17 protein-coding genes are annotated in these 22,410 nt (G+C 69.5%); 15 read left to right on the forward strand and 2 right to left on the reverse strand.

The genetic code is table 11. The features are described 5' to 3' along the window. Positions 1-64 precede the first annotated feature (64 nt). Positions 65-1,351, forward strand: coding sequence for an ATP-dependent Clp protease ATP-binding subunit ClpX (clpX, locus tag ACFWI4_RS26725; RefSeq protein ID WP_151471405.1), 1,287 nt, complete (start codon positions 65-67; stop codon positions 1,349-1,351). A gap of 573 nt (positions 1,352-1,924) precedes the next feature. On the opposite strand, the gene ACFWI4_RS26730 is transcribed toward clpX, so the two are convergent. After that, a complete protein-coding gene (locus tag ACFWI4_RS26730) occupies positions 1,925-2,881 on the reverse strand; it encodes a hypothetical protein (protein ID WP_387200912.1) in 957 nt (318 codons plus the stop codon). Positions 2,882-3,018: 137 nt separating this feature from the next. Between ACFWI4_RS26730 and ACFWI4_RS26735 the strand changes: the two genes are divergently transcribed. From ACFWI4_RS26735 to ACFWI4_RS26795, 13 genes are all read left to right on the forward strand, one after another. After that, positions 3,019-5,643 carry a valine--tRNA ligase gene (locus ACFWI4_RS26735; protein ID WP_387200915.1) on the forward strand — a complete coding sequence of 875 codons (2,625 nt, stop codon included), beginning with the start codon at positions 3,019-3,021 and terminating at the stop codon, positions 5,641-5,643. Positions 5,644-5,955: 312 nt separating this feature from the next. Then, positions 5,956-7,494, forward strand: a complete 1,539-nt coding sequence (locus tag ACFWI4_RS26740) for a bifunctional folylpolyglutamate synthase/dihydrofolate synthase (protein ID WP_387200918.1) — start codon at positions 5,956-5,958, stop codon at positions 7,492-7,494. A gap of 5 nt (positions 7,495-7,499) precedes the next feature. Then, positions 7,500-7,859 carry a DUF4233 domain-containing protein gene (locus tag ACFWI4_RS26745; RefSeq protein ID WP_387200921.1) on the forward strand — a complete coding sequence of 120 codons (360 nt, stop codon included), beginning with the start codon at positions 7,500-7,502 and terminating at the stop codon, positions 7,857-7,859. A gap of 197 nt (positions 7,860-8,056) precedes the next feature. Further along, complete coding sequence (gene ndk, locus ACFWI4_RS26750; RefSeq protein ID WP_385406462.1) at positions 8,057-8,470, forward strand: nucleoside-diphosphate kinase; 414 nt, start codon at positions 8,057-8,059, stop codon at positions 8,468-8,470. 443 nt (positions 8,471-8,913) lie between these two features. Next, positions 8,914-9,933: a rod shape-determining protein gene (locus ACFWI4_RS26755; RefSeq protein ID WP_037618813.1), complete on the forward strand. Its 1,020-nt coding sequence runs from the start codon at positions 8,914-8,916 to the stop codon at positions 9,931-9,933. Between the two features lie 218 nt (positions 9,934-10,151). Next, the gene (mreC, locus tag ACFWI4_RS26760; RefSeq protein ID WP_385406465.1) at positions 10,152-11,090 is read left to right on the forward strand and encodes a rod shape-determining protein MreC; all 939 of its coding nucleotides are present in this window, start codon (positions 10,152-10,154) and stop codon (positions 11,088-11,090) included. A gap of 19 nt (positions 11,091-11,109) precedes the next feature. Then, positions 11,110-11,781 (forward strand): rod shape-determining protein MreD, encoded by a 672-nt coding sequence (mreD, locus tag ACFWI4_RS26765; RefSeq protein WP_387200926.1) that lies wholly within the window; start codon positions 11,110-11,112, stop codon positions 11,779-11,781. Positions 11,782-11,968: 187 nt separating this feature from the next. Next, positions 11,969-14,227, forward strand: coding sequence for a penicillin-binding protein 2 (gene mrdA, locus ACFWI4_RS26770; protein WP_387200929.1), 2,259 nt, complete (start codon positions 11,969-11,971; stop codon positions 14,225-14,227). Next, positions 14,224-15,420: a rod shape-determining protein RodA gene (gene rodA / locus ACFWI4_RS26775; protein WP_387200932.1), complete on the forward strand. Its 1,197-nt coding sequence runs from the start codon at positions 14,224-14,226 to the stop codon at positions 15,418-15,420. The genes mrdA and rodA overlap by 4 nt, the downstream gene beginning before the upstream one ends. A 335-nt stretch (positions 15,421-15,755) precedes the next feature. Then, a complete protein-coding gene (locus tag ACFWI4_RS26780; protein ID WP_387200935.1) occupies positions 15,756-17,270 on the forward strand; it encodes a CHAD domain-containing protein in 1,515 nt (504 codons plus the stop codon). A gap of 186 nt (positions 17,271-17,456) precedes the next feature. Further along, positions 17,457-19,427: a TIGR03960 family B12-binding radical SAM protein gene (locus ACFWI4_RS26785; RefSeq protein ID WP_387200938.1), complete on the forward strand. Its 1,971-nt coding sequence runs from the start codon at positions 17,457-17,459 to the stop codon at positions 19,425-19,427. 383 nt (positions 19,428-19,810) lie between these two features. Then, a complete protein-coding gene (locus ACFWI4_RS26790) occupies positions 19,811-20,098 on the forward strand; it encodes a hypothetical protein (RefSeq protein ID WP_387200941.1) in 288 nt (95 codons plus the stop codon). A gap of 558 nt (positions 20,099-20,656) precedes the next feature. Then, a complete protein-coding gene (locus ACFWI4_RS26795) occupies positions 20,657-20,806 on the forward strand; it encodes a hypothetical protein (protein ID WP_387200944.1) in 150 nt (49 codons plus the stop codon). A gap of 284 nt (positions 20,807-21,090) precedes the next feature. On the opposite strand, the gene ACFWI4_RS26800 is transcribed toward ACFWI4_RS26795, so the two are convergent. Beyond that, positions 21,091-21,543 (reverse strand): VOC family protein, encoded by a 453-nt coding sequence (locus ACFWI4_RS26800; RefSeq protein ID WP_387200947.1) that lies wholly within the window; start codon positions 21,541-21,543, stop codon positions 21,091-21,093. Positions 21,544-21,847: 304 nt separating this feature from the next. Between ACFWI4_RS26800 and ACFWI4_RS26805 the strand changes: the two genes are divergently transcribed. Further along, positions 21,848-22,408 carry a YceI family protein gene (locus ACFWI4_RS26805; protein WP_387200950.1) on the forward strand — a complete coding sequence of 187 codons (561 nt, stop codon included), beginning with the start codon at positions 21,848-21,850 and terminating at the stop codon, positions 22,406-22,408. The last annotated feature ends 2 nt before the right edge of the window (positions 22,409-22,410 follow it).

The following is a 22,410-nucleotide window of genomic DNA, read 5'->3' on the forward strand; positions in this document are numbered from 1 at the left end:
GGACATAAGGCAGCACCAGGAGCCGCTGGATCCAGGCGGCTCCCAGGCGAAGGGGAAGCACACCGTGGCACGCATCGGTGACGGCGGCGATCTGCTCAAGTGCTCGTTCTGCGGCAAGAGCCAGAAGCAGGTCAAGAAGCTCATCGCAGGCCCCGGTGTGTACATCTGCGACGAGTGCATCGATCTCTGCAACGAGATCATCGAGGAAGAACTCGCGGAGACGAGCGAGGTGCGCTGGGAGGAACTCCCCAAGCCCCGCGAGATCTACGAGTTCCTCGAGGGGTACGTGGTCGGTCAGGAGTCCGCCAAGAAGGCCCTCTCCGTCGCGGTGTACAACCACTACAAGCGCGTCCAGGCCGGTGAGAACAGCACGGGCCAGAACCGCGAGGACGCCATCGAGTTGGCGAAGTCCAACATCCTTCTGCTGGGCCCCACGGGCTCCGGCAAGACGCTCCTCGCCCAGACCCTCGCGCGCATGCTGAACGTCCCGTTCGCCATCGCCGACGCGACGGCGCTGACGGAGGCCGGGTACGTCGGCGAGGACGTCGAGAACATCCTGCTGAAGCTGATCCAGGCCGCCGACTACGACGTCAAGAAGGCCGAGACCGGGATCATCTACATCGACGAGATCGACAAGGTCGCCCGTAAGAGCGAAAATCCGTCGATCACGCGCGACGTCTCCGGTGAGGGCGTGCAGCAGGCGCTGCTCAAGATCCTCGAAGGGACGACGGCCTCCGTGCCGCCGCAGGGCGGACGCAAGCACCCGCACCAGGAGTTCATCCAGATCGACACGACGAACGTCCTGTTCATCGTGGGCGGTGCCTTCGCGGGCCTGGAGAAGCTCATCGAGTCGAGGGCCGGCGCGAAGGGCATCGGCTTCGGCGCGACGATCCGCTCGAAGCGGGAGCTGGAGTCCAAGGACCAGTTCGAGGCCGTCATGCCGGAGGACCTGGTCAAGTTCGGGATGATCCCCGAGTTCATCGGCCGTCTGCCCGTCATCACCTCGGTCCACAACCTGGACCGCGAGGCGCTCCTCCAGATCCTGGTCGAGCCGCGCAACGCGCTGGTGAAGCAGTACCAGCGCCTCTTCGAACTCGACGGTGTGGAGCTGGACTTCGAGCGCGAGGCGCTGGAGGCCATCGCCGACCAGGCCATCCTCCGCCAGACCGGGGCCCGCGGCCTGCGCGCCATCATGGAGGAAGTCCTCCAGGCCGTGATGTACGAGGTCCCGTCCCGCAAGGACGTGGCCCGCGTGGTCATCACCGCCGACGTGGTCCTGCGCAACGTCAACCCGACCCTGATCCCCAGGGACGCCCGCCGCGGCGGCCCGGGCGAGCAGAAGACGGCGTAGCCACCAGCAGTCTTCCGGGGGCGTCGGCGATCCGCCGGCGCCCCGCCGCGTTTGTGCCCACCGTGACCGAGAGGTTCACGCCATTCGCACCGCTCACCCGAGAGGTATCGGCCGGTGTCGTTCCGCTGGTGACCGCGACGGCCGCACAGGCCGACGAGTCCACCTGCGTCAACTGCATGGGCAATCACCACTACCTGGTGGGGCCGAAGGTGAAGGCCGCCTGCCGCAACAAGGCGTTGGACCTCGTGCTGGGCAAGGCTCCGAAACCCGAACTGCGTCATCCAGCTGGCGCAGATCCACGTCAAGAACGACGACGTGCAGGCCGCCTGCATCCGGGCCTGACGGATTCGCGACGCACATGGCGGAGGGGCCCCGGCCGTTAACCCGCGGCCCCCCCCCCCGGGACCGACAGCCCAATCGCCCCCCCGAGGGTGCCGCCCCGGCGGCGGGGGGAAGGGGCAGGCCGCCTGCATCGGGGCGTGAGGGTTTCGCGACGAACTTGGGGGTGGCGCCGGGCATTTCGGCCGGGCGCCTCCGCCATGTGCCGATCCTCGTCCTGCGCCGAGCGGAAGGTCACGCCGGGACGCGGATGTCCTTGCGCAGGGCCGCGGTCACCTTGGCCGACTCGTCCATGCTCACGCCGTGACCGCCCGAGGCCGCCACGCCGAAGCCGAGCGTGCTGTAGTCGGCCCACATGCACATGTACTGGGTGTCCGTCTTGCCCGTCGTCTGGTTGAGCGCCTTCGCCTCCTGGCACTTCATGATCGCGCCGTCCAGGCCCGCCGGGCTCACGGACTTGGCGTCGCCGACGAACTCGATCTTGGAGGCCGACTCCTTGGCCGAGTCCTTCTTGATGTTGGCGAACGAGGCGTCGATGGCCGCCGCCGGGTCCTTCACCTTGCCGTAGAGGCCGGAGAAGCTGATGGCCTTGGACCCCGCGATGGCGGTGAGGTCCTTCAGCGTGTCGGGGTTGTTCAGGTCGATCGTGGAGTAGACACCGCTGACCGACTTGGAGTTGGTGATACCGCTGGCCGCCAGGTCCTTGGCGTCGCTGGAGGACGGGTCCTGCGGGCCCTGGTCCGCGCCCATGCGCTTGTACTGGCCGCCGATGACCGTCGCCGGCGTCGTCAGCTTGTGGGGGCCGTCGTCGGCCACCGAGGCGCCGCCGCTGTTGCCGGCGAGGAGCAGGTACGCGCCCACCGCGACCGCCGCCACCACGGCCACCGCGCCGATGATCAGGGCCGTCTTCTTCTTGCCGCCGGACGGCTCGGGGGGCATCGGGACCGTGCCGTAGGGCGGCTGCTGGCCGTACACGGGCTGCTGGCCGTACGGGGGAGTCTGCGGCGGCACGCCCGGAGCCTGGGGGTAGCCGTAGCCGGGCTGGGCCGGGGGAGCCTGCGGGGGATAGCCGTAGCCGGGCTGGGGGGCCGGCGGCTGCTGGCCGTAGGGGCCAGGCTGGCCACCGGGCTGACCGTAGGGTCCGGGCTGCTGGGGCTGCCCGCCGTACGGGCCCGGCTGGTTGTAGCTCATTTCTGGGTTCCCCTCCAGATGCCTTATGTGTTCCTGACATCCTGACGCACAGGTCAGCCCCCCAGGCTCCCAGGGGGTCCACCGTTACGAAGTAATCCCGTTTCGGGACAGCGGCGTGACGCCCCTAAACTGATCCCGTGACCGACAACGCTCATCAGCAGCCATCAGCGCCCAACACCGAACTGCCGACCCAGTACGCGCCGGCCGACGTAGAGGGGCCGCTGTACGAGCGCTGGGTGGAGCGCGGCTACTTCGAGGCGGACGCCAAGAGCGACAAGCCTCCGTTCACGGTGGTCATCCCGCCGCCGAACGTCACCGGCAGCCTGCACCTCGGCCACGCCTTCGAGCACACCCTCATCGACGCCCTCACCCGCCGCAAGCGCATGCAGGGCTTCGAGACGCTGTGGCAGCCCGGCATGGACCACGCCGGCATCGCCACCCAGAACGTCGTCGAGCGCGAGCTCGGCAAGGAGGGCAAGTCCCGGCACGACCTCGGCCGGGAGGCGTTCGTCGAGCGCGTCTGGCAGTGGAAGGCCGAGTCCGGCGGGCAGATCTCCGGCCAGATGCGCCGCCTCGGCGACGGCGTCGCCTGGTCGCGCGAGCGCTTCACGATGGACGAGGGCCTCTCCCAGTCCGTCCAGACCATCTTCAAGAAGCTCTACGACGACGAGCTGATCTACCGCGCCGAGCGCATCATCAACTGGTGCCCGCGCTGCCTCACCGCGATCTCCGACATCGAGGTCGAGTACCAGGACGACGACGGCGAGCTCGTCTCCATGAAGTACGGCGAGGGGGACGACTCCATCGTCGTCGCCACCACCCGCGCCGAGACGATGCTCGGCGACACCGCCGTCGCCGTCCACCCGGGTGACGAGCGGTACAAGCACCTCGTCGGCAAGCTCATCAGGCTGCCGCTGACCGACCGTTCCATCCCGGTCGTCGCGGACGAGCACGTCGACCCCGAGTTCGGCACCGGCGCCGTCAAGGTGACGCCCGCCCACGACCCGAACGACTTCGAGATCGGGCAGCGCCACGACCTGCCCAACATCGCCGTCATGGACGAGCACGCCGTCATCACGGTCCCCGGCCCCTTCCAGGGCCTCGACCGCCTCGAAGCCCGTTCCGCCATCGTCGCCGCGCTGCGCGCCGAAGGCCGGATCGTCGCCGAGAAGCGGCCGTACAGCCACTCCGTCGGCCACTGCTCGCGCTGCAAGACCACCATCGAGCCGCGCCTGTCCATGCAGTGGTGGGTCAAGGTCGGCCCGCTGGCCAAGGCCGCGGGCGACGCCGTCCGCGACGGCCGCGTCAAGATCCACCCGCAGGAGATGGAGAAGCGGTACTTCGACTGGGTCGACAACCTCCACGACTGGTGCATCTCGCGGCAGTTGTGGTGGGGCCACCGCATCCCCGTCTGGTACGGCCCGAACGGCGAGATCGTCTGCGTCGGCCCCGACGACGAGGCCCCCACGGGCGAGGGCTGGCACCAGGACACCGACGTCCTCGACACCTGGTTCTCCTCCGGCCTGTGGCCGTTCTCCACGCTCGGCTGGCCCGAACAGACCGAGAGCCTCGCGAAGTTCTACCCGAACTCCGTCCTGGTCACCGGCTACGACATCCTCTTCTTCTGGGTCGCCCGGATGATGATGTTCGGCCTGTACGCGATGGACGGCACCCCGCCGTTCCACACCATCGCCCTGCACGGCATGGTCCGCGACCAGTTCGGCAAGAAGATGTCCAAGTCCTTCGGGAACGCGGTCAACCCGCTGGACTGGATGGACAAGTACGGCTCCGACGCGCTGCGCTTCACCCTCGCGCGCGGTGCCAACCCGGGCGTCGACGTCCCGATCGGCGAGGACTGGGTCCAGGGTTCGCGCAACTTCGCCAACAAGATCTGGAACGCCACCCGTTTCGCGCTGATGAACGGCGCGACGGTCGAGGGCGAACTCCCGCCCGCCGAGGAGCTGTCGGCCACCGACCGCTGGATCCTGTCCCGGCTCAACGCCACGGTCGCCGAAGTCGACGCCCTGTACGAGGACTTCCAGTTCGCCAAGCTGTCGGACGCCCTGTTCCACTTCGCGTGGGACGAGGTCTTCGACTGGTACGTCGAGCTGTCCAAGACCACGTTCATGGCAGGCGGCGAGCCCGCGAAGGTCTCCGGCCGGGTCCTCGGCGAGGTCCTGGACGTCACCCTGCGCCTCCTCCACCCGGTCGTCCCGTTCGTGACGGAGACGCTCTGGACCACCCTCACGGGCGGCGAGTCGGTCGTCGTCGCGGACTGGCCGACCGACTCGGGCTTCCGCGACACCGCCGCCGAGCGGGAGATCGAGCAGCTCCAGCAGGTCATCACGGAGGTCCGCCGCTTCCGTGCCGACCAGGGCCTCCAGCCCGGCCAGCGGGTTCCCGCCCGGCTGACCCTCGACGGGACCGCGCTGGCCCCGCACGAGGCGGCCATCCGCCAGCTGCTGCGCCTCCAGCCGGAGGGCGAGAGCTTCTCGGCAACGGCGACGCTGCCGGTGGCGGGCGCCACCGTCGCGCTCGACCTGTCGGGCACGATCGACGTCGCCGCCGAGCGTAAGCGGCTGGCCAAGGACCTCGCCGCCGCCGAGAAGGAGAAGGCCCAGGCCAACGCCAAGCTCGGCAACGAGGCGTTCCTCGCCAAGGCGCCGGACAACGTCGTGGACAAGATCCGCGGGCGGCTCGCCAAGGCGGACGAGGACATCGCCCGTATCCAGACGCAGCTCGACCGGCTGCCGGCGGCTTAGTCCGCCCCGGCCCAGGTGAAGGCCCCCGGAACCCACCCGGTTCCGGGGGCCTTCCGCCGTACACGACAGATGTTTCTCGCCCCCTCCGCCCCTTCCCGTCCCGTACCTGGGGGCTGCCGCCCCCGGACCCCCGCTTCGGCCTGACGGCCTCGTCCTCAAACGCCGGACGGGCTGATTCTCAGCCCCTCCGGCGTTTGAGGAGCGGAGTCCGGGGCGGAGCACCGGGAACGGGACGGGTAGGGGCGGAGGGGGCGAAAAACCCCAAGCGGCCCCACACGCCCCCACACCCCGCCGTCTCCGTAGACTGGCCCCGTGAGTGACCTCCCCCCGCACGACAGCAGCGCCTACGACGAGCCGGAAGACCGTGACCCGCACGGCCTCTTCGACGAGATCGTGGCGAACGAGACGGACCGTGACCCCGACCTCGCGGTGATCGAGGCCGGCAGCCGCACCCTGCGCACCCAGGGCGCCGGCGGTCACCAGGCCGACGTCCCCGGGCGCCCCTCCGACCCCGAGACCGACAAGGCGCTGCGCGAGGTGGAGGCGGAGCTCGCCACCCGCTGGGGCGAGACCAAGCTGGAGCCGTCCGTCGCCCGGATCGCCGCGCTGATGGACGTCCTCGGGGAGCCGCAGCGCGCGTACCCCTCGATCCACATCACCGGCACCAACGGCAAGACCTCCACCGCCCGGATGGTCGAGGCGCTGCTCGGCGCCTTCGACCTGCGCACCGGCCGCTACACCAGCCCCCACGTGCAGTCGATCACCGAGCGGATCAGCCTGGACGGGGCGCCGATGTCCGCCGAGCGCTTCGTCGAGACGTACAACGACATCAAGCCCTACGTCGAGATGGTCGACGGGCAGCAGGAGTACCGGCTGTCGTTCTTCGAGGTGCTCACCGGCATGGCGTACGCGGCCTTCGCCGACGCGCCCGTGGACGTCGCCGTCGTCGAGGTCGGCATGGGCGGCAGCTGGGACGCCACGAACGTGATCGACGGCGACGTCGCCGTGGTGACCCCGATCGACCTCGACCACACCGACCGGCTGGGCGAGACGTTCGCGGAGATCGCCACCGAGAAGTCCGGCATCGTCAAGCAGGACGCCACCGTCATCCTCGCCCAGCAGCCGGTCGACGCGGCCCAGGTGCTGCTGAAGAAGGCCGTCGAGGTCGACGCGACCGTGGCCCGCGAGGGGCTCGAGTTCGGCGTCGTGTCACGGCAGGTCGCGGTCGGCGGGCAACTGCTCACCCTGCGCGGCCTCGGCGGCGAGTACGAAGAGGTCTTCCTGCCGCTGCACGGCGCCTACCAGGCGCACAACGCCGCCGTGGCGCTCGCCGCGGTCGAGGCGTTCTTCGGCGTCGGTTCCGCGCACGCCGAGCGGCTCGACATCGACACCGTGCGCAAGGCGTTCGCCTCGGTCACCTCGCCCGGCCGCCTGGAGATCGTGCGCCGCTCGCCCACCGTGGTGCTCGACGCCGCGCACAACCCCGCGGGCGCCCGTGCCACCGCCGAGGCGGTGAGCGAGGTCTTCGACTTCAGCCGGCTGATCGGGGTCGTCGGCGCGAGCGGGGACAAGAACGTGCGCGGGGTGCTGGAGGCCTTCGAGCCGATCTTCGCCGAGGTCGTCGTCACCCAGAACTCCAGCCATCGCGCGATGGACGCGGACGAACTCGCCGGGATCGCCGTCGAGGTCTTCGGCGAGGACCGGGTCCAGGTCGAACCGCGCCTGGACGATGCCCTGGAGGCCGCCATCACGCTCGCCGAGGAAGAGGGCGAGTACGCGGGCGGGGGCGTGCTGGTCACCGGATCCGTCATCACGGTCGGCGAGGCCCGACTGCTCCTGGGGAGGGGCTGACCCACATGCGTACGCTCTGTGCTTCCACGCTGATCGGCGAGTTCTTCGTCATCGGCTTCGCCGGTCTCGTCGCCATGAAGGAACCCGACCTGTCCACGGCCACGGTCTGGACGGTCTGCGGGGTCCTGATGGCGCTGAGCGTGCTGCTGTGCGGCATGATCACGCGGCCCGGCGGTGTCCAGCTCGGCTGGGCGCTGCAGATCCTGCTGATCGCCGGCGGGTTCGTCGTGCCGTCGATGTTCATCCTGGGCGCGGCCTTCGCCGCCCTGTGGTGGGCCTCGGTCCACTACGGCCGCAAGATCGACGAGGCCAAGGCCAGGTTCGCCGCACAGGCGAACGCCGAACCGGACGGCACCCCGGCCTAGGACCTCTCCCGTGGGGGCGCGTCCGCAGGACCTCTCCTGCGGGGCGCGTCCGCGGGGCCCGTCCGGTGGGGCGCCGGAGCGCGCGTCACCGGCGGACGGAGGCGTGTTCCCGTACCACCCGGCACTGTGCGGCGGCCACCGGGACACGCCCTGTAGCCTCGTTCATCCGCACCAGTGTGACCCGAAGGAGCTTTCCCGTGAGCCAGCGCACCCTCGTCCTTCTCAAGCCCGACGCCGTCCGTCGCGGCCTGACCGGCGAGATCATCAGCCGTATCGAGCGCAAGGCCGGCTGGCAGATCACCGCGCTGGAGCTGCGGACCCTGGACCAGGACACGCTGGAGCAGCACTACGGCGAGCACAAGGGCAAGCCCTTCTACGAGCCGCTGGTGGCGTTCATGGCCTCCGGCCCGGTCGTTGCCCTGATCGTCGAGGGCGAGCGGGTCATCGAGGGCGTGCGCGCCCTGGCCGGCCCGACCGACCCGATCGCCGCCGCCCCGGGTTCCATCCGCGGCGACTTCGGTGTGATCGTCCGCGAGAACCTGATCCACGCCTCCGACTCCGAGGACTCCGCCGAGCGCGAGGTGAAGATCTTCTTCCCCGGCCGCGCCTGAGCGTACGGACCACGGCCTCGCCCTCCGGCGGCCCTGTGCACGGAGGGTCACCCCGCCGCGTACGGACGGTCGCGTCCGAGGCCGCGGGGGGCCTCGGCGGGGCCGTCCGGACGATCTTCCAAGCGCGCCGGACCGCACAATTTCAAAGAATTTTCTGAGACTGCGTCAGCGCGGCTCCGACAGTCTGACCTGGGACGGCCGTGAAAAATCCGGCCGTCCCGTGGCATATGCGCGCTGATCGGGGGAACGCGTGCCCCCGATGGCTCGTCTCCACGAGCGAGGTGCTGCGCCATCTGCCGACAATGGCCAAGACCCTCGCGCAGTGTTCGTGCAGGCGCGTCTACGATGGAGGCGTTCACGTCGCTGCACCAACCTCGCGCCGTCCCTAAAAAGCCGTCAAAGCTCGCTTTGGGAAGGCCAGACGAATCCTGATGGGGAACTCAATGTCGTTCATCGGCCGTGACATGGCTGTCGACCTCGGGACCGCCAACACGCTGGTGTACGTCAGGGGCCGAGGGATCGTACTCAACGAGCCGTCTGTCGTCGCGATCAACACCAACACCGGCGGGATCCTCGCGGTGGGCGCGGAAGCCAAGAAGATGATCGGGCGGACGCCGGGCAACATCGTCGCCGTGCGTCCGCTGAAGGACGGCGTCATCGCCGACTTCGAGATCACCGAGCGCATGCTCCGCTACTTCATCCTGAAGATCCACAAGCGGCGTTATCTCGCCCGCCCCCGTGTCGTCGTCTGTGTGCCCTCCGGCATCACGGGCGTCGAGCGCCGTGCCGTCATCGAGGCGTCGTCCCAGGCCGGCGCCCGCCAGGTGCACATCATCGAGGAGCCCATGGCCGCGGCCATCGGCGCCGGCCTGCCGGTCCACGAGGCCACGGGCAACATGGTGGTGGACATCGGCGGCGGCACCACGGAGGTCGCGGTGATCTCGCTCGGCGGGATCGTGACCGCTCAGTCGATCCGCGTCGCGGGCGACGAGCTGGACAACGCGATCATCCAGTACATCAAGAAGGAGTACAGCCTCCTTCTCGGTGAGCGGACGGCCGAGCAGATCAAGATCACGATCGGTTCCGCGTACGACCTCGACACTGACGAGCACACCGAAATCCGTGGCCGGGACCTGGTCTCCGGTCTGCCCAAGACGGTCGTCATCTCCGCCGCCGAGGTGCGCAAGGCCGTCGAGGAGCCGGTCAACGCCATCGTCGACGCCGTGAAGACGACGCTCGACAAGTGCCCGCCCGAGCTCTCCGGCGACGTGATGGACCGGGGCATCGTCCTGACCGGCGGCGGAGCGCTCCTGCGCGGCCTGGACGAGCGGCTGCGTCGTGAGACCGGCATGCCGATCCACATCGCGGAGGACCCGCTCGACAGCGTGGCGCTCGGCTCCGGCAAGTGCGTCGAGGAGTTCGAGGCGCTCCAGCAGGTTCTGGACGCCCAGCCCCGCAGATGAAGTAACACTTCGATTCCGCCGTACGAGATCACCCCTTCTCGTGCGGCGGATCGTTGGTATGGAGGCATAAACTCCTGCGACATAAGAGTCGTAAATCCCCCATACCAGCCACCCCGTCTCACCACCCCCACCCCAGCCTCATCGCACCGTGGGCATCCTTTTCGCCCAGGGCGCGCCCCTGTTGACCCAATACGACGAGGAAGGCACGGCCGCCGCACGTGAGGGACACACGAGAGAGCCGGCTGCTCCTGGTGCTGCTGATCGCCATCGCGTTCGCACTGATCACGGTGGACATCCGCGGCGGGCAGGACTCACCGGTCGACGGTGCCCGCCAGGCCGCCGCGACGGTCTTCGGCCCGATCGAGAACGGGGTGTCGTCCGCGGTCGACCCCGTCGGCAACGCGATCTCCGCGGTCCGCGACTCGGGCACCCGGCACGACCGCATCGCGCAACTGGAGCACGACAACGCGGCGTTGAAGGCCAGGCTCGGCAGCGACGACCGCAACCGCAGCCGCCTCAAGCAGCTCGACAAGATGATCAAGGTGGCGGGCGAGGGCCAGTACGGCATCAAGGGCGCCGAGGTGATCGCCATAGGAGCGGCCCAGGGCTTCTCCTGGACCGTCACCATCGACGTCGGCGCCAACGACGGCATCCAGCGCGACATGACCGTCCTGAACGGCGACGGACTGGTCGGCCGGGTCACCACCGTCGGCCCCGACACCGCGACCGTGCTGCTCGCCAACGACCCCGACTTCACCGTCGGCACCCGCATGGAGTCGAGCGACGAACTCGGCTTCGCCTCCGGCCAGGGCGACCGCCCGCTGCGCGTCGAGCTCCTCAACGCCAAGGCCAAGATCAAGAAGGGTGACCGGCTGGTCACCTTCGGATCGCAGTCCGACAAGCCGTTCGTGCCCGGCGTCCCCGTCGGCGTCGTCTCCCGGGTCGACCCCTCCGGCGGCGACCTGACCCGCACGATCTACGTGACGCCGTTCGTCTCGTTCACCAAGCTCGACATCGTCGGCGTGGTCGTCGCGGCACCCAAGAGCGACCCGCGCGACACCGTGCTGCCCCCGAAACCCAGACCCACGCCCACGCCGACCGTGACCGTGACGGTCACCCCCTCGGCGAGCGCCACCGCCCTCGGCCAGCAGCAGTAAACAGGAGGAGCCGAATCCCATGCGTTTCAACCGGATGCTGCTCTCCGTCACCCTGGTGGTCGTCGCCCTGGTGATCCAGGTGAGCGTCCTCGCCCGACTCCATCTCCCGGGCGCCGTACCCGACCTGGTGCTGCTGACCGTGCTCGCCCTCGCCCTGGTCTACGGCCATGTCGGCGGCGCGCTCATCGGCTTCGGCGCCGGTCTGCTCTCCGACCTCGCCCCGCCCGCCGACCACGCCGCCGGACGCTACGCCCTCGTGCTCTGCGTCGTCGGCTACCTCGCCGGACTCGCCAAGCCCGAGAACGGCCGGCTCAAGTCGGCGACCGGACCCATGGTCGTGGTCGTCGCCGCCGCCATCGGCTCCACCGTGCTGTACGCGGGTGTCGGCGCGCTCGTCGGCGACACCGCCGCCCGCCACGTCGGGCTCAGCAACCTGCTCATCACGGCCACGCTCTACGACCTGCTGCTCGCGCCGTTCGTCGTCCCGGTGCTGATGGCCCTGGCCCGGCGCGCCGAGAACGATCCGCTCGCCGACGGCGGTTCGGCCTCCAAGACGGCCGACGTCGCATCGGGCTGGCTGTCCTCCGGCACCGGCCTGCGCATCGGCAGCCAGCGCGGCGGCCTGCGCGTCAAGGCGGCCAAGGCACGGGTCGCCCGCGCCGGACGCATCAAGGGGGTCAAGCGACTGTGACGGACTCCGTCCGGCGGCGGGGCCAAACCCCCGGGACGCCACGACACTTGACCGGCCGCGGTGTCACCGCGCACAGGTTCGCCGTGTACTCGTATGACTCGTACACGTACTGAGAGGGGGAGGCAGCAGCAGTGACCAACGCCCACCCGTCGCCCACCACCACCCTTCCAGCGGATGGGCCGCGCCCATGACCAACATTCCCGAGACCGGCCGGACCCCCCGGGTCCAGATCCGTCTGATCGTCCTCCAGATCCTCGTCCTCTCCCTCCTCGGCACCCTCGGCGGACGGCTCTGGTTCCTCCAGATCCGCAACGGCCAGCAGTACGCCAAGGAAGCCTCCGGCAACCACGTCCAGCAGGTCGTCCAGCCCGCCGTGCGCGGCTCGATCCTCGACGCGCGGGGCGTCCCGATCGCCGACAACGAGACCCGGCTCGTGGTCTCCGCCTCGCGCACCGACCTGCTGAAGATGGCGGACGACGGCAAGGCCGTCCTCACCAAGCTCGCCGGCGTGCTCGGCCTCAAGCCCCAGGACGTCATCCAGAAGGTCCGCCTCTGCGACGCCCAGACGCCGCAGCCGTGCTGGAACGGCTCGCCCTACCAGCCGATCCCCATCACCGACAAGGCCACCGCGCGCCAGGCCCTCCAGATCCGCGAACGCTCCGAGGACTTCCCCGGCATCACCGCCGAGCCCGAGGCCGTCCGCCGGTACGCCGCCCCCGGCAAGTCCAACGCCGCACAGGTCCTCGGCTACCTCTCGCCGGTCACCGACGACGAGATCACCAAGGCCAAGGACACCGACTCGCCCTACCTGCGCTCCGACCAGGTCGGCCGCTCCGGACTGGAACGCGAGTACGACAAGGCCCTGCGCGGCAAGGCCGGAGTCACCCGCTACGAGGTCGACAACCTCGGCCGCGTGATCGGCAAGGCCAAGAGCGACAAGGCCGAACCCGGCGCCAACCTCGTCACCAGCATCGACTCCCGCGTCCAGCGCGTCGCCGAGTACGAGCTGAACTACGCGATGGAAGCGGCCCGGACCCAGTTCGACAAGATCACCGGCGAGAACTACAAGGCCGACTCCGGCGCGGTCGTGGTCATGGAGGCCAAGACCGGCCGCGTGGTCGCCATGGCGTCCAACCCGACGTACGACCCGAACGCCTGGGTCGGCGGCATCTCCGGCAAGGACTACAACGCGCTCACCGGCAAGAAGTCCAACTACCCGCTGCTGAACCGCGCCATACAGGGTCAGTCGGCGCCCGGATCGACGTTCAAGGTGGTCTCCACCGCCGCCGCGGTCCAGGCCGGTTACGCCTTCGACGGCCACTACCCCTGCACCAGCTCGTACTCCGTCGGCAGCCAGGTCTTCAAGAACTTCGAGGGCGAGAACTTCGGCCCGATCTCGCTCGGCCGCGCGCTGGAGGTCTCCTGCGACACCGTCTTCTACGGACTCGCCGACAACGAGTGGAAGAAGGACGGCGGCATCAACCCGAAGAAGACCCCCAAGGACTACTTCTACAAGACCGCCCACCAGTTCGGACTCGGCAAGGAGACCGGCATCGACCTCCCCAACGAGGTCACCGGCCGCATCCCGGACCGCCAGTGGAAGCTGAACTACTGGAAGGCCAACAAGGACGCCTGGTGCAAGACCGGCAAGAAGAACGGCAGCTACGTCCAGCGCATCGAGTACGAGAACTGCCTCGAGGGCAACAAGATGCGCGAGGGCGACTCGATCAACTACTCCATCGGACAGGGTGACACCCTCGTCACCCCGATCCAGGAAGCCGCCATCTACTCCGCGGTCTCCAACGGCGGCACCCTGTACGCCCCCACCATCGGCAAGGCCATCGTCAGCGCCGACGGCAAGAGCGTCCAGGAGATCAAGCCCAAGGTCAACGGGAAGCTGCCGGTCAGCAAGGCCACCCTCAAGGGCATGAACGAGGCCTTCGCGGGCGTCGTCACCCGCGGTACCGCCGCCTGGAAGTTCGGCGGCTGGCCGCAGGACAAGATCCCGCTGCACGCCAAGACCGGCACCGCCGAGGTCTACGGCAAGCAGACGACCTCCTGGCTCGCCACGTACTCCAAGGACTACGCGATCATCATGACGATCTCGCAGGCCGGTACGGGTTCCGGAGCGTCCGGTGAGGCCGTGCGCAAGATCTACAACGCGCTCTACGGCGTCTCCGCCGACGGCGCCATCGACAAGAAGAACGCCCTGCTGCCGACCCCGCAGAAGGGCCTGCCGAAGATCCAGAGCGACGGCACGATCGCGTCCGGCAGCATCTCCAAGGACCCGGCCAAGGACCAGCAGGCCAGCCAGGCCCCCAAGGACGCCACCCCCGACCCGAACCTGCCCGCCGGCACCACCGCCTCGCCCACCGCGGGCAACCGCGTCACCCGAAGGCGCACGGCCCGCCCGCAGAAGCGGCGGGGGAAGAGGATCCTGACATGACCGGAGCCAACAACTTCTCCGTCTCCGGGTACGGACCCGCGCGCGCCGGCTGGACACGCCTGTTCGCCCGCGACTCGATCGCCCGCAGGCTCGACTGGCCGATACTGCTGTCGGCCATCGCGCTCTCGGGCATCGGCGCGGCCCTCGTCTACTCGGCGACCCGCAACCGCACCGAGATCAACCAGGGCGACCCGTACTACTTCCTCATCCGCCATCTGATGAACGCCGGCATCGGCTTCGGCCTGATGATCGGCACGATCTGGCTCGGCCACCGCACCCTGCGCACGGCCGTACCGATCCTGTACGGGCTCTCGGTCTTCATGATCCTGCTCGTGCTGACCCCGCTCGGCGCCACGATCAACGGCCAGCGCAACTGGCTCGTCGCGGGCGGGCTCTCGCTCCAGCCCGCCGAGTTCATCAAGATCACGATCATCCTGGGCATGGCCATGCTGCTGGCCACCCGGGTGGACGCGGGCGACAAGACGTACCCCGACCACCGCACGGTGATGCAGGCACTGGGACTCGCGGCCGTCCCCATGATGGTCGTGCTGCTCATGCCCGACCTCGGCACGATCATGGTCGCGGTCGTCATCGTGCTCGGCGTGCTGCTCTCCTCCGGCGCCTCCAACCGCTGGGTCTTCGGCCTCATCGCCGCGGGCGCCATCGGCGCGGTCGCCGCCTGGAAGCTGCACGTGCTCGACGAGTACCAGATCAACCGCTTCGCGGCCTTCGCCAACCCCGACCTCGACCCGGCCGGCGTCGGCTACAACACCAACCAGGCCCGTATCGCCATCGGTTCCGGCGGCCTGTTCGGCACCGGCCTCGGCCACGGCTCACAGACCACCGGCCAGTTCGTGCCCGAGCAGCAGACCGACTTCGTCTTCACGGTCGCGGGCGAGGAACTCGGCTTCGTGGGCGCGGGCCTGATCCTGCTGCTCCTCGGGATCGTCCTGTGGCGCGCCTGCCGCATCGCCCGCGAGACGACCGAGCTGTACGGCACTATCGTCGCCGCCGGGATCATCGCCTGGTTCGCGTTCCAGTCCTTCGAGAACATCGGCATGACCCTCGGGATCATGCCGGTCGCCGGTCTGCCACTACCGTTCGTGTCCTATGGAGGATCCTCCATGTTCGCGGTCTGGGTGGCGATCGGGCTGCTCCAGTCGATCGCGGTACAACGCCCGATGTCGGCTTAGCGGCCGCGGTATCGGCGCCGGGCCGGACACCGGCGCGTGGCGGACACCAGCAGTGGGCCGGACAGCGGAGCAGGGCCGGACACCGGGCCCGGGCCGGACACCGGCTCCGGGCCGCCGGCGGGCGCCTGGACCCGGCTCGGGCGGATCCCCGGACCACGCCCGGAAGCCCCCGGGGCCCGGCTCGGACGGCCCCCGGACAGCGCTCCGGATGGAACCCGGGTGTCACCTCGCCATACACGAGGTGACACCCGGGCCAACGGGAAAAGGCGGCCCCCGGCCAAGCCGGGGCCGGTTGGGTACTGCCCACGGCCCGCAAACGCGTCTAGATTCGGTTCATGGCGGACACGAAGCGCGAGATCGAGCGCAAGTACGAGGGTCCCGCGGCCGACGGCGGCACCCGGATGCCGGACCTGAGCGGAGTCCCGGGCGTCGCGGGCGTCGTCGACAAGGGCGTCGCCGAACTCGACGCCACCTACTACGACACGCCCGACCAGCGCCTCGCCACCGCCTCCCTCACCCTGCGCCGCCGCACCGGCGGCTCCGACGCCGGCTGGCACCTGAAACTCCCCGTCGCCGACGGCGTGCGCGACGAGATCCGGGCCCCCCTCTCCGACACCGTGCCCCGCGCGATCGCCGGCCTCGTCCGGTCCCGGGTCCGGGACGCCGACCTCGTCCCCCTCGTACGCCTGCGCTCCGCCCGTGACATCCGCCACCTCGTCGACGACTCCGGCGCCCTGCTCGCCGAGGTCAGCCTCGACCGCGTCCGCGCGGACCGGCTCGGCGGCGGCGGAGGCACCGCGGAATGGACCGAGCTGGAGGTGGAACTCGCCGACGACGGCGACCCCGCCTTCCTCGACAAGGTCGAGAAGAAGCTCCGCAAGACCGGCCTGAGCCGCTCCGCCTCCCCCTCCAAGCTGGCCCGGGCACTCGGCGAGACCGGCAAGCGCGCCAGGAAGAAGCCCGCTCCGGCCCCGGACCCCGTCACCGCGGGCGACCACGTCCTCGCCTACCTCCGCGCCCAGTACGAGGCCATCGTCGAGCTCGACCCCGCCGTCCGCCGCGACCTCCCCGACTCCGTGCACAGCATGCGCGTCGCCACCCGCCGGATGCGCAGCACCTTCCGCTCGTACGGGAAGATCCTCGACCGTGACGTCACCGACCCGATCGGCGACGAGCTGAAATGGCTGGCCGGCGAGCTCGGCGTCGACCGCGACCAGGAAGTCCTCACCGAGCGGCTCACCGAGTCCCTCGGCCTGCTGCCCCGCACCCTGCTCTCCGGCCCGGTCCGCACCCGGCTGCGCACCTGGGCGCACGCCCGCCACGGCGGCTCCCGGCGCCGTCTGATCGCCGTCCTGGACGGCAAGCGCTACCTTGCCCTGCTGACCGCGCTCGACGCCCTCGTGACCGGCCCGCCGCTGCTCAAGGCGGCCGCGGGCGACCCCGCGAAGGTGATCGCCAAGGCCGTCCGCAAGGACTTCGGCACCGTCGCCGGCCTCGTGGAGGAGGCCCTCGACCGGCCCCCGGGCGCCGACCGCGACCACGCCATGCACGAGGCCCGCAAGAAGGCCAAGCGCACCCGCTACGCCGCCGAGGCCGCCGCCCCCGCCCTCGGCGGACCGGCCGCCGGCCTCGTCAAGTCCATGAAGTCGCTCCAGGGCCTGCTCGGCGACCACCAGGACAGCGTGATGACCCGCGGGGCCCTGCGGGAACTGGCGGCCCTGGCACACGCGGCGGGGGAGAGCTCCTTCACCTACGGGGTCCTCTACGGCCGCGAGGAGCGGCGCGCCGCGGAGGCGGAGGCGGCGCTGCCCGGGGCGTGGGAGACGATCCGGGCACAGTCGGCGCTGTGACGCCCGCTGATCCTCTGATGCACTGATCCGCTGATCCGTTGGCCCGCGGTTTTCCCTTGTCGGAGCCCGGTTTCCGCCCCTCGGCGGAGCCCGGTGCGGGTCCCGTGGGCGTCCGGGGGTGCGGCGGGCCCCTCCGGCCGCGTTACGCTAGATGGTCACCCCCATCAGCTCACGAAGGTTCGCGAGATGCCTGCCGAAACCGCCGTGTCGGTCTTCCCACAGCTCGAAGCTCTGCTCCCGCATGTGCAGAAGCCGATCCAGTACGTCGGCGGAGAGCTCAATTCCACGGTCAAGCCCTGGGACACCTGTGACGTCCGCTGGGCGCTCATGTACCCCGACGCCTACGAGGTCGGCCTGCCCAACCAGGGCGTCATGATCCTCTACGAGGTACTGAACGAGCGCGAGGGCGTCCTCGCCGAGCGCACGTACAGCGTGTGGCCGGACCTCGAGGAACTGATGCGCGAGCACCGCGTGCCGCAGTTCACCGTGGACAGCCACCGCCCGGTGAAGGCCTTCGACGTGTTCGGCCTGTCCTTCTCCACGGAGCTGGGCTACACGAACATGCTCACGGCCCTTGACCTGGCCGGCATCCCCCTGGAGTCGAAGAACCGCACGCTCGACGACCCGATCGTCCTCGCGGGCGGCCACGCGGCCTTCAACCCCGAGCCGATCGCGGACTTCATCGACGCGGCGATCATCGGCGACGGCGAGCAGGCCGTGCTCGACATGACGGAGATCATCCGCGCCTGGAAGGCGGAGGGCCGCCCCGGAGGCCGCGAGGAGGTCCTGTTCCGTCTGGCGAAGACGGGCAGCGTCTACATCCCGGCCTTCTACGACGTCGAGTACCTCCCCGACGGCCGTATCGGCCGCGTTGTCCCGAACAAGTCGGGTGTCCCGTGGCGCGTGTCCAAGCACACGGTGATGGACCTGGACGAGTGGCCCTACCCCAAGCAGCCCCTCGTCCCGCTGGCCGAGACCGTCCACGAGCGCATGTCCGTGGAGATCTTCCGCGGCTGTACGCGCGGCTGCCGCTTCTGCCAGGCGGGCATGATCACCCGCCCCGTGCGCGAGCGCTCGATCACGGGCATCGGCGAGATGGTCGAGAAGGGCCTGAAGGCGACGGGCTTCGAGGAGGTCGGCCTCCTCTCCCTGTCCTCCGCGGACCACTCGGAGATCGGTGACATCGCCAAGGGCCTGGCGGACCGGTACGAGGAAGACAAGATCGGCCTCTCCCTCCCCTCGACCCGCGTGGACGCCTTCAACGTCGACCTGGCCAACGAGCTGACGCGCAACGGCAGGCGCTCCGGCCTGACGTTCGCCCCCGAGGGCGGCTCCGAGCGGATGCGCAAGGTCATCAACAAGATGGTCTCGGAAGAGGACCTCATCCGGACCGTCTCCACCGCGTACGGCAACGGCTGGCGCCAGGTGAAGCTGTACTTCATGTGCGGCCTGCCGACGGAGACGGACGAGGACGTCATGCAGATCGCCGACATGGCGATGAACGTGATCGCCGAGGGCCGCAAGGTCTCCGGCCAGAACGACATCCGCTGCACGGTGTCCATCGGCGGCTTCGTCCCCAAGCCGCACACCCCCTTCCAGTGGGCGCCGCAGCTGTCCGCCGAGGACACGGACGCCCGCCTGGAGAAGCTCCGCGACAAGATCCGCGGCGACAAGAAGTACGGCCGCTCGATCGGCTTCCGCTACCACGACGGCAAGCCCGGCATCGTCGAGGGCCTGCTCTCCCGCGGCGACCGCCGCATCGGCTCCGTCATCCGCGCGGTCTACGAGGACGGCGGCCGCTTCGACGGCTGGCGCGAGCACTTCTCGTACGACCGCTGGATGGCCTGCGCCGACAAGGCGCTGGCCCCCTTCGGCGTCGACGTCGACTGGTACACCACCCGCGAGCGCACCTACGAGGAGGTCCTCCCCTGGGACCACCTCGACTCGGGCCTCGACAAGGACTGGCTCTGGGAGGACTGGCAGGACTCCCTCGACGAAACAGAGGTCGAGGACTGCCGCTGGACCCCGTGCTTCGACTGCGGGGTGTGCCCGCAGATGGACACGAGCATCCAAATCGGCCCGACGGGCAAGAAGCTCCTGCCTTTGACGGTCAAGAACGCTGAGCCGACGCCGGCGTCGAGCGGTCACAGCCACTGACGTTGGCGACGCACTCGATCGGGTGATCGAGGCTCCGGCGCGAGCGAGCGAGGCCGAGGTGGCCGCGGTGTTGGCGGCGGCCGGCGTCCCGCTCGCTCCCTCGCCGGTCTGCGCCGTCCTTCCGGACGCTCCAGCCGGCCCTTGAGGCTGGAGTGGGTCTGAGGGCGGACGCGCCGCTCCCCAGCGGACTCAGGACGCCTTGAGCCCCCTTCCTTGATGGGGAGGGGGCTCTTTGCCGTTCGCCGATATCTGCGGCCGTGGCTTGGTCGACGGTGTGGTCTGGGCGTCAGCTCAGGCGTCCACCGAGTCCGCCGTCAGGTGTGATCCCGGCGATGCGGGCGAGGTCGTCATGCGCACACCGGACTCGCGTTAATGTGCGAGCCATGACAGCTGATGAACGTGAAAAGCCTGGCACGGAGCACGAGTTAGCGGCGTCTCCCTGGAGCTGGGGCGGCCTGGGCCCGATCGGCGGCTTCCTCTTGATGCTCTCTGGACTCGGTTTGCTCCTGTGGGCGTTTCTGGGCCGGGCAAGCGCCAGCCCTTCACTGATCTACCAGGCCGCGAAGGTCGTGGCGATCGGCCTGGTGGTCACCGGTACGACTCTGATGGCGCGCCGACGCGACTCGTCACGCCGCCCCGAGGCAGAGACAGGGCCGCCTCCACGATCGTGAGGAGCTGCTGACGCTTCCGATCGAGTGCCTGCCGGACGGCCAGATCATTGCGGGGAGCTTCGACGCCCTGTGGCTTACGTCCTCGTCACTGCGGTCGGGCCAGGCCGGGCCGGGCGGGGGCGGCGGTACCGCAGCGCAGGCGGGGGGAAGCTCCTGCCCTTGACGGTCAAGAGCGCGGGCCAGACACCGGCGGCGAGCGGCCACTCTCACTTGTTCTTCCTGCGGTGGAGTCGCGCGTCGATCTGTCGTGCGGTCTTCGGCCCTCTGCTGGTCCAGTACTGGCCGGCCTTCAGGTCCGCCTTGGAGCCCCCAGGCCCGGAGTCGGCCGCTCACGAAGATGCCGACGCCGAGGGGGCCGTGCGATCAGTAGACCCGAAGCCCCGCCTTCCAGGACTACGTGGCAGCCCCGGGCTGCCGATGACGTCAGAAAGGCGATCACAGCGAAAGTCGCGGCTGCCATGCCATGGCCGATCGTGAGAGGGCGCCGACCGGTCGAAGTGTTGGGGTCGTCTAGACTCCGCCGACCACCGCTGATCATCGCGGTCAAAGGGGAGACACATGAATGATCAAAACCTGCTGCGGGAGCTGCTCACGGCAGCGGACCGTCTGCGGATCTCCCTCCAGATCATTACGGCAGTGATCATCCTGCCGCTTGCGCTCATGGGAGTCGCGGCCGTGCTCTTCTACGCACTCGTCTACGCGGCATAGTCAGCGACGACCAACGCCGGCAACCGTCGACGGCCCATGCGAGGTTCGTGCCGTGCCTGCTGTCGGCCCTTCGTTTCGTCGACCCCTGCTGACCGGGGACGCGGGCGCCGGCGGTGACAGGGTGCGTGGTGAGCAGTGCGTGGCGGATGTGGGCATCCGCCATGCACTGGTTGTCTCTCCACCTGAATCATGCTGGGCCTCGGCGTGCGAAGCCCCGATCAGGGCGGCGCCGGCGCCGACGTCAGGGTTCTGGGAGCCGTCTTTTGTTGCTTCGGCGACTCGCCCTAGTGGGCGGAAGCCGTCGACGGCTCCGGGCCCTGGGCCGCTGCCGTCGGGTCCATCCACATGACCTGCCAGCCGTGGCCGTCGAGGTCGAAGAAGCTGCGGGAGTACATGAAGCCGTAGTCCTCGGCGCCGTCCGCCTCGGTGGCGCCCGCCGCGAGCGCGGCGGCGCTGACCGCGTCGACCTCGTCACGGGACGACACGCTGAAGGAGTAGAGCGCCAGCGCGTGCGTGGTGGGGTCGGCCATCGGCAGTTTCGAGTACTCCGCGAACTTCTCGCGGCCGAGCAGCATGACGAAGGCGTGCTCGCCGACCGGCATGCAGGCCGAGGTCTCGTCGGTGAAGTTCGGGTTGAAGCCGAAACCGAGCTTGGCGAAGAACGCCTTGCTGCGCTCCAGGTCCGCCACGGGGACGCTCACGAACAGCATGCGGCCGGGGTGTGCGGGAGTGGTCATGGTGGTCTCCAGTCGGTGGTTCGACGGCGTACGTCCATGTAGACCGGGGTCGCTCGCGGAACTCATCGGTGGATCCGGTCGCCGGGGAGTGCGGGCTTCGGTGCGGACCTGATCGCCATGGGGTGCGGTCACGCCCGGCCGGTCTTCCCCGGCGAGCGCTGCCTCGACCGGCCGCTCGGCGACCCGGCCGGGGTGAAGGGGACCCCGGGTTGGACGTACCCGAGGCGACCGGTCCGGAAATGGTCGATATGTTTCCTGTGTACGTGATGCCCCATTCACGGTGAGCCGACCCCGCGGAGCTTCCATGAGCGCCTTCCCGACCGACCTGGCCCCCCTGACCGGCCGCTACACCATCGACCCCGCGCACAGCAGGATCGGTTTCGTGGCCCGGCACGCCATGGTCACCAAGGTCCGCGGCGCGTTCAACGAGTTCGAGGGCAGCGCCTACTTCGACGGCGCCGACCCGGCCGGGTCCTCCGGCAAGGTCACCATCAAGGCCACCAGCGTGGACACCCGCAACGCCGACCGCGACCAGCACCTGCGCAGCAACGACTTCCTCAACATGGACGAGTACCCGGAGATCACCTTCGTCTCCACGTCCGTGCGGCGCAGCGACGACACCAGCTTCGAGGTCACCGGCGACCTCACCGTCAAGGGCGTCACCAAGCCGGTGACCATCCCCTTCAGCTACGAGGGCACCGCCACCGACCCGTTCGGCAATCTCCGGGTCGGTCTGGAGGGCGAGGTCACCATCAATCGCAAGGACTACGGCGTCATCTGGAACGCCGCGCTGGAGACCGGCGGCGTCCTGGTCAGCGAGAAGATCAAGCTGGAGTTCGAGATCTCCGCCATCAAGGACGCCTGACG

Source organism: Streptomyces sp. NPDC127038 (genome assembly GCF_042725875.1).
Taxonomy (GTDB): domain Bacteria; phylum Actinomycetota; class Actinomycetes; order Streptomycetales; family Streptomycetaceae; genus Streptomyces.

Coding starts and splice junctions, on each gene's coding strand:
- ACFWI4_RS26730 (WP_387200912.1), bottom strand. CDS start 2,881: ATGAGCTACAACCAGCCGGGCCCGTACGGCGGGCAGCCCCAGCAGCCC.
- ACFWI4_RS26745 (WP_387200921.1), top strand. CDS start 7,500: ATGCGTACGCTCTGTGCTTCCACGCTGATCGGCGAGTTCTTCGTCATC.
- ACFWI4_RS26755 (WP_037618813.1), top strand. CDS start 8,914: ATGTCGTTCATCGGCCGTGACATGGCTGTCGACCTCGGGACCGCCAAC.
- mreD (WP_387200926.1), top strand. CDS start 11,110: ATGCGTTTCAACCGGATGCTGCTCTCCGTCACCCTGGTGGTCGTCGCC.
- mrdA (WP_387200929.1), top strand. CDS start 11,969: ATGACCAACATTCCCGAGACCGGCCGGACCCCCCGGGTCCAGATCCGT.
- rodA (WP_387200932.1), top strand. CDS start 14,224: ATGACCGGAGCCAACAACTTCTCCGTCTCCGGGTACGGACCCGCGCGC.
- ACFWI4_RS26780 (WP_387200935.1), top strand. CDS start 15,756: ATGGCGGACACGAAGCGCGAGATCGAGCGCAAGTACGAGGGTCCCGCG.
- ACFWI4_RS26785 (WP_387200938.1), top strand. CDS start 17,457: ATGCCTGCCGAAACCGCCGTGTCGGTCTTCCCACAGCTCGAAGCTCTG.
- ACFWI4_RS26790 (WP_387200941.1), top strand. CDS start 19,811: ATGACAGCTGATGAACGTGAAAAGCCTGGCACGGAGCACGAGTTAGCG.
- ACFWI4_RS26795 (WP_387200944.1), top strand. CDS start 20,657: ATGAATGATCAAAACCTGCTGCGGGAGCTGCTCACGGCAGCGGACCGT.
- ACFWI4_RS26800 (WP_387200947.1), bottom strand. CDS start 21,543: ATGACCACTCCCGCACACCCCGGCCGCATGCTGTTCGTGAGCGTCCCC.
- ACFWI4_RS26805 (WP_387200950.1), top strand. CDS start 21,848: ATGAGCGCCTTCCCGACCGACCTGGCCCCCCTGACCGGCCGCTACACC.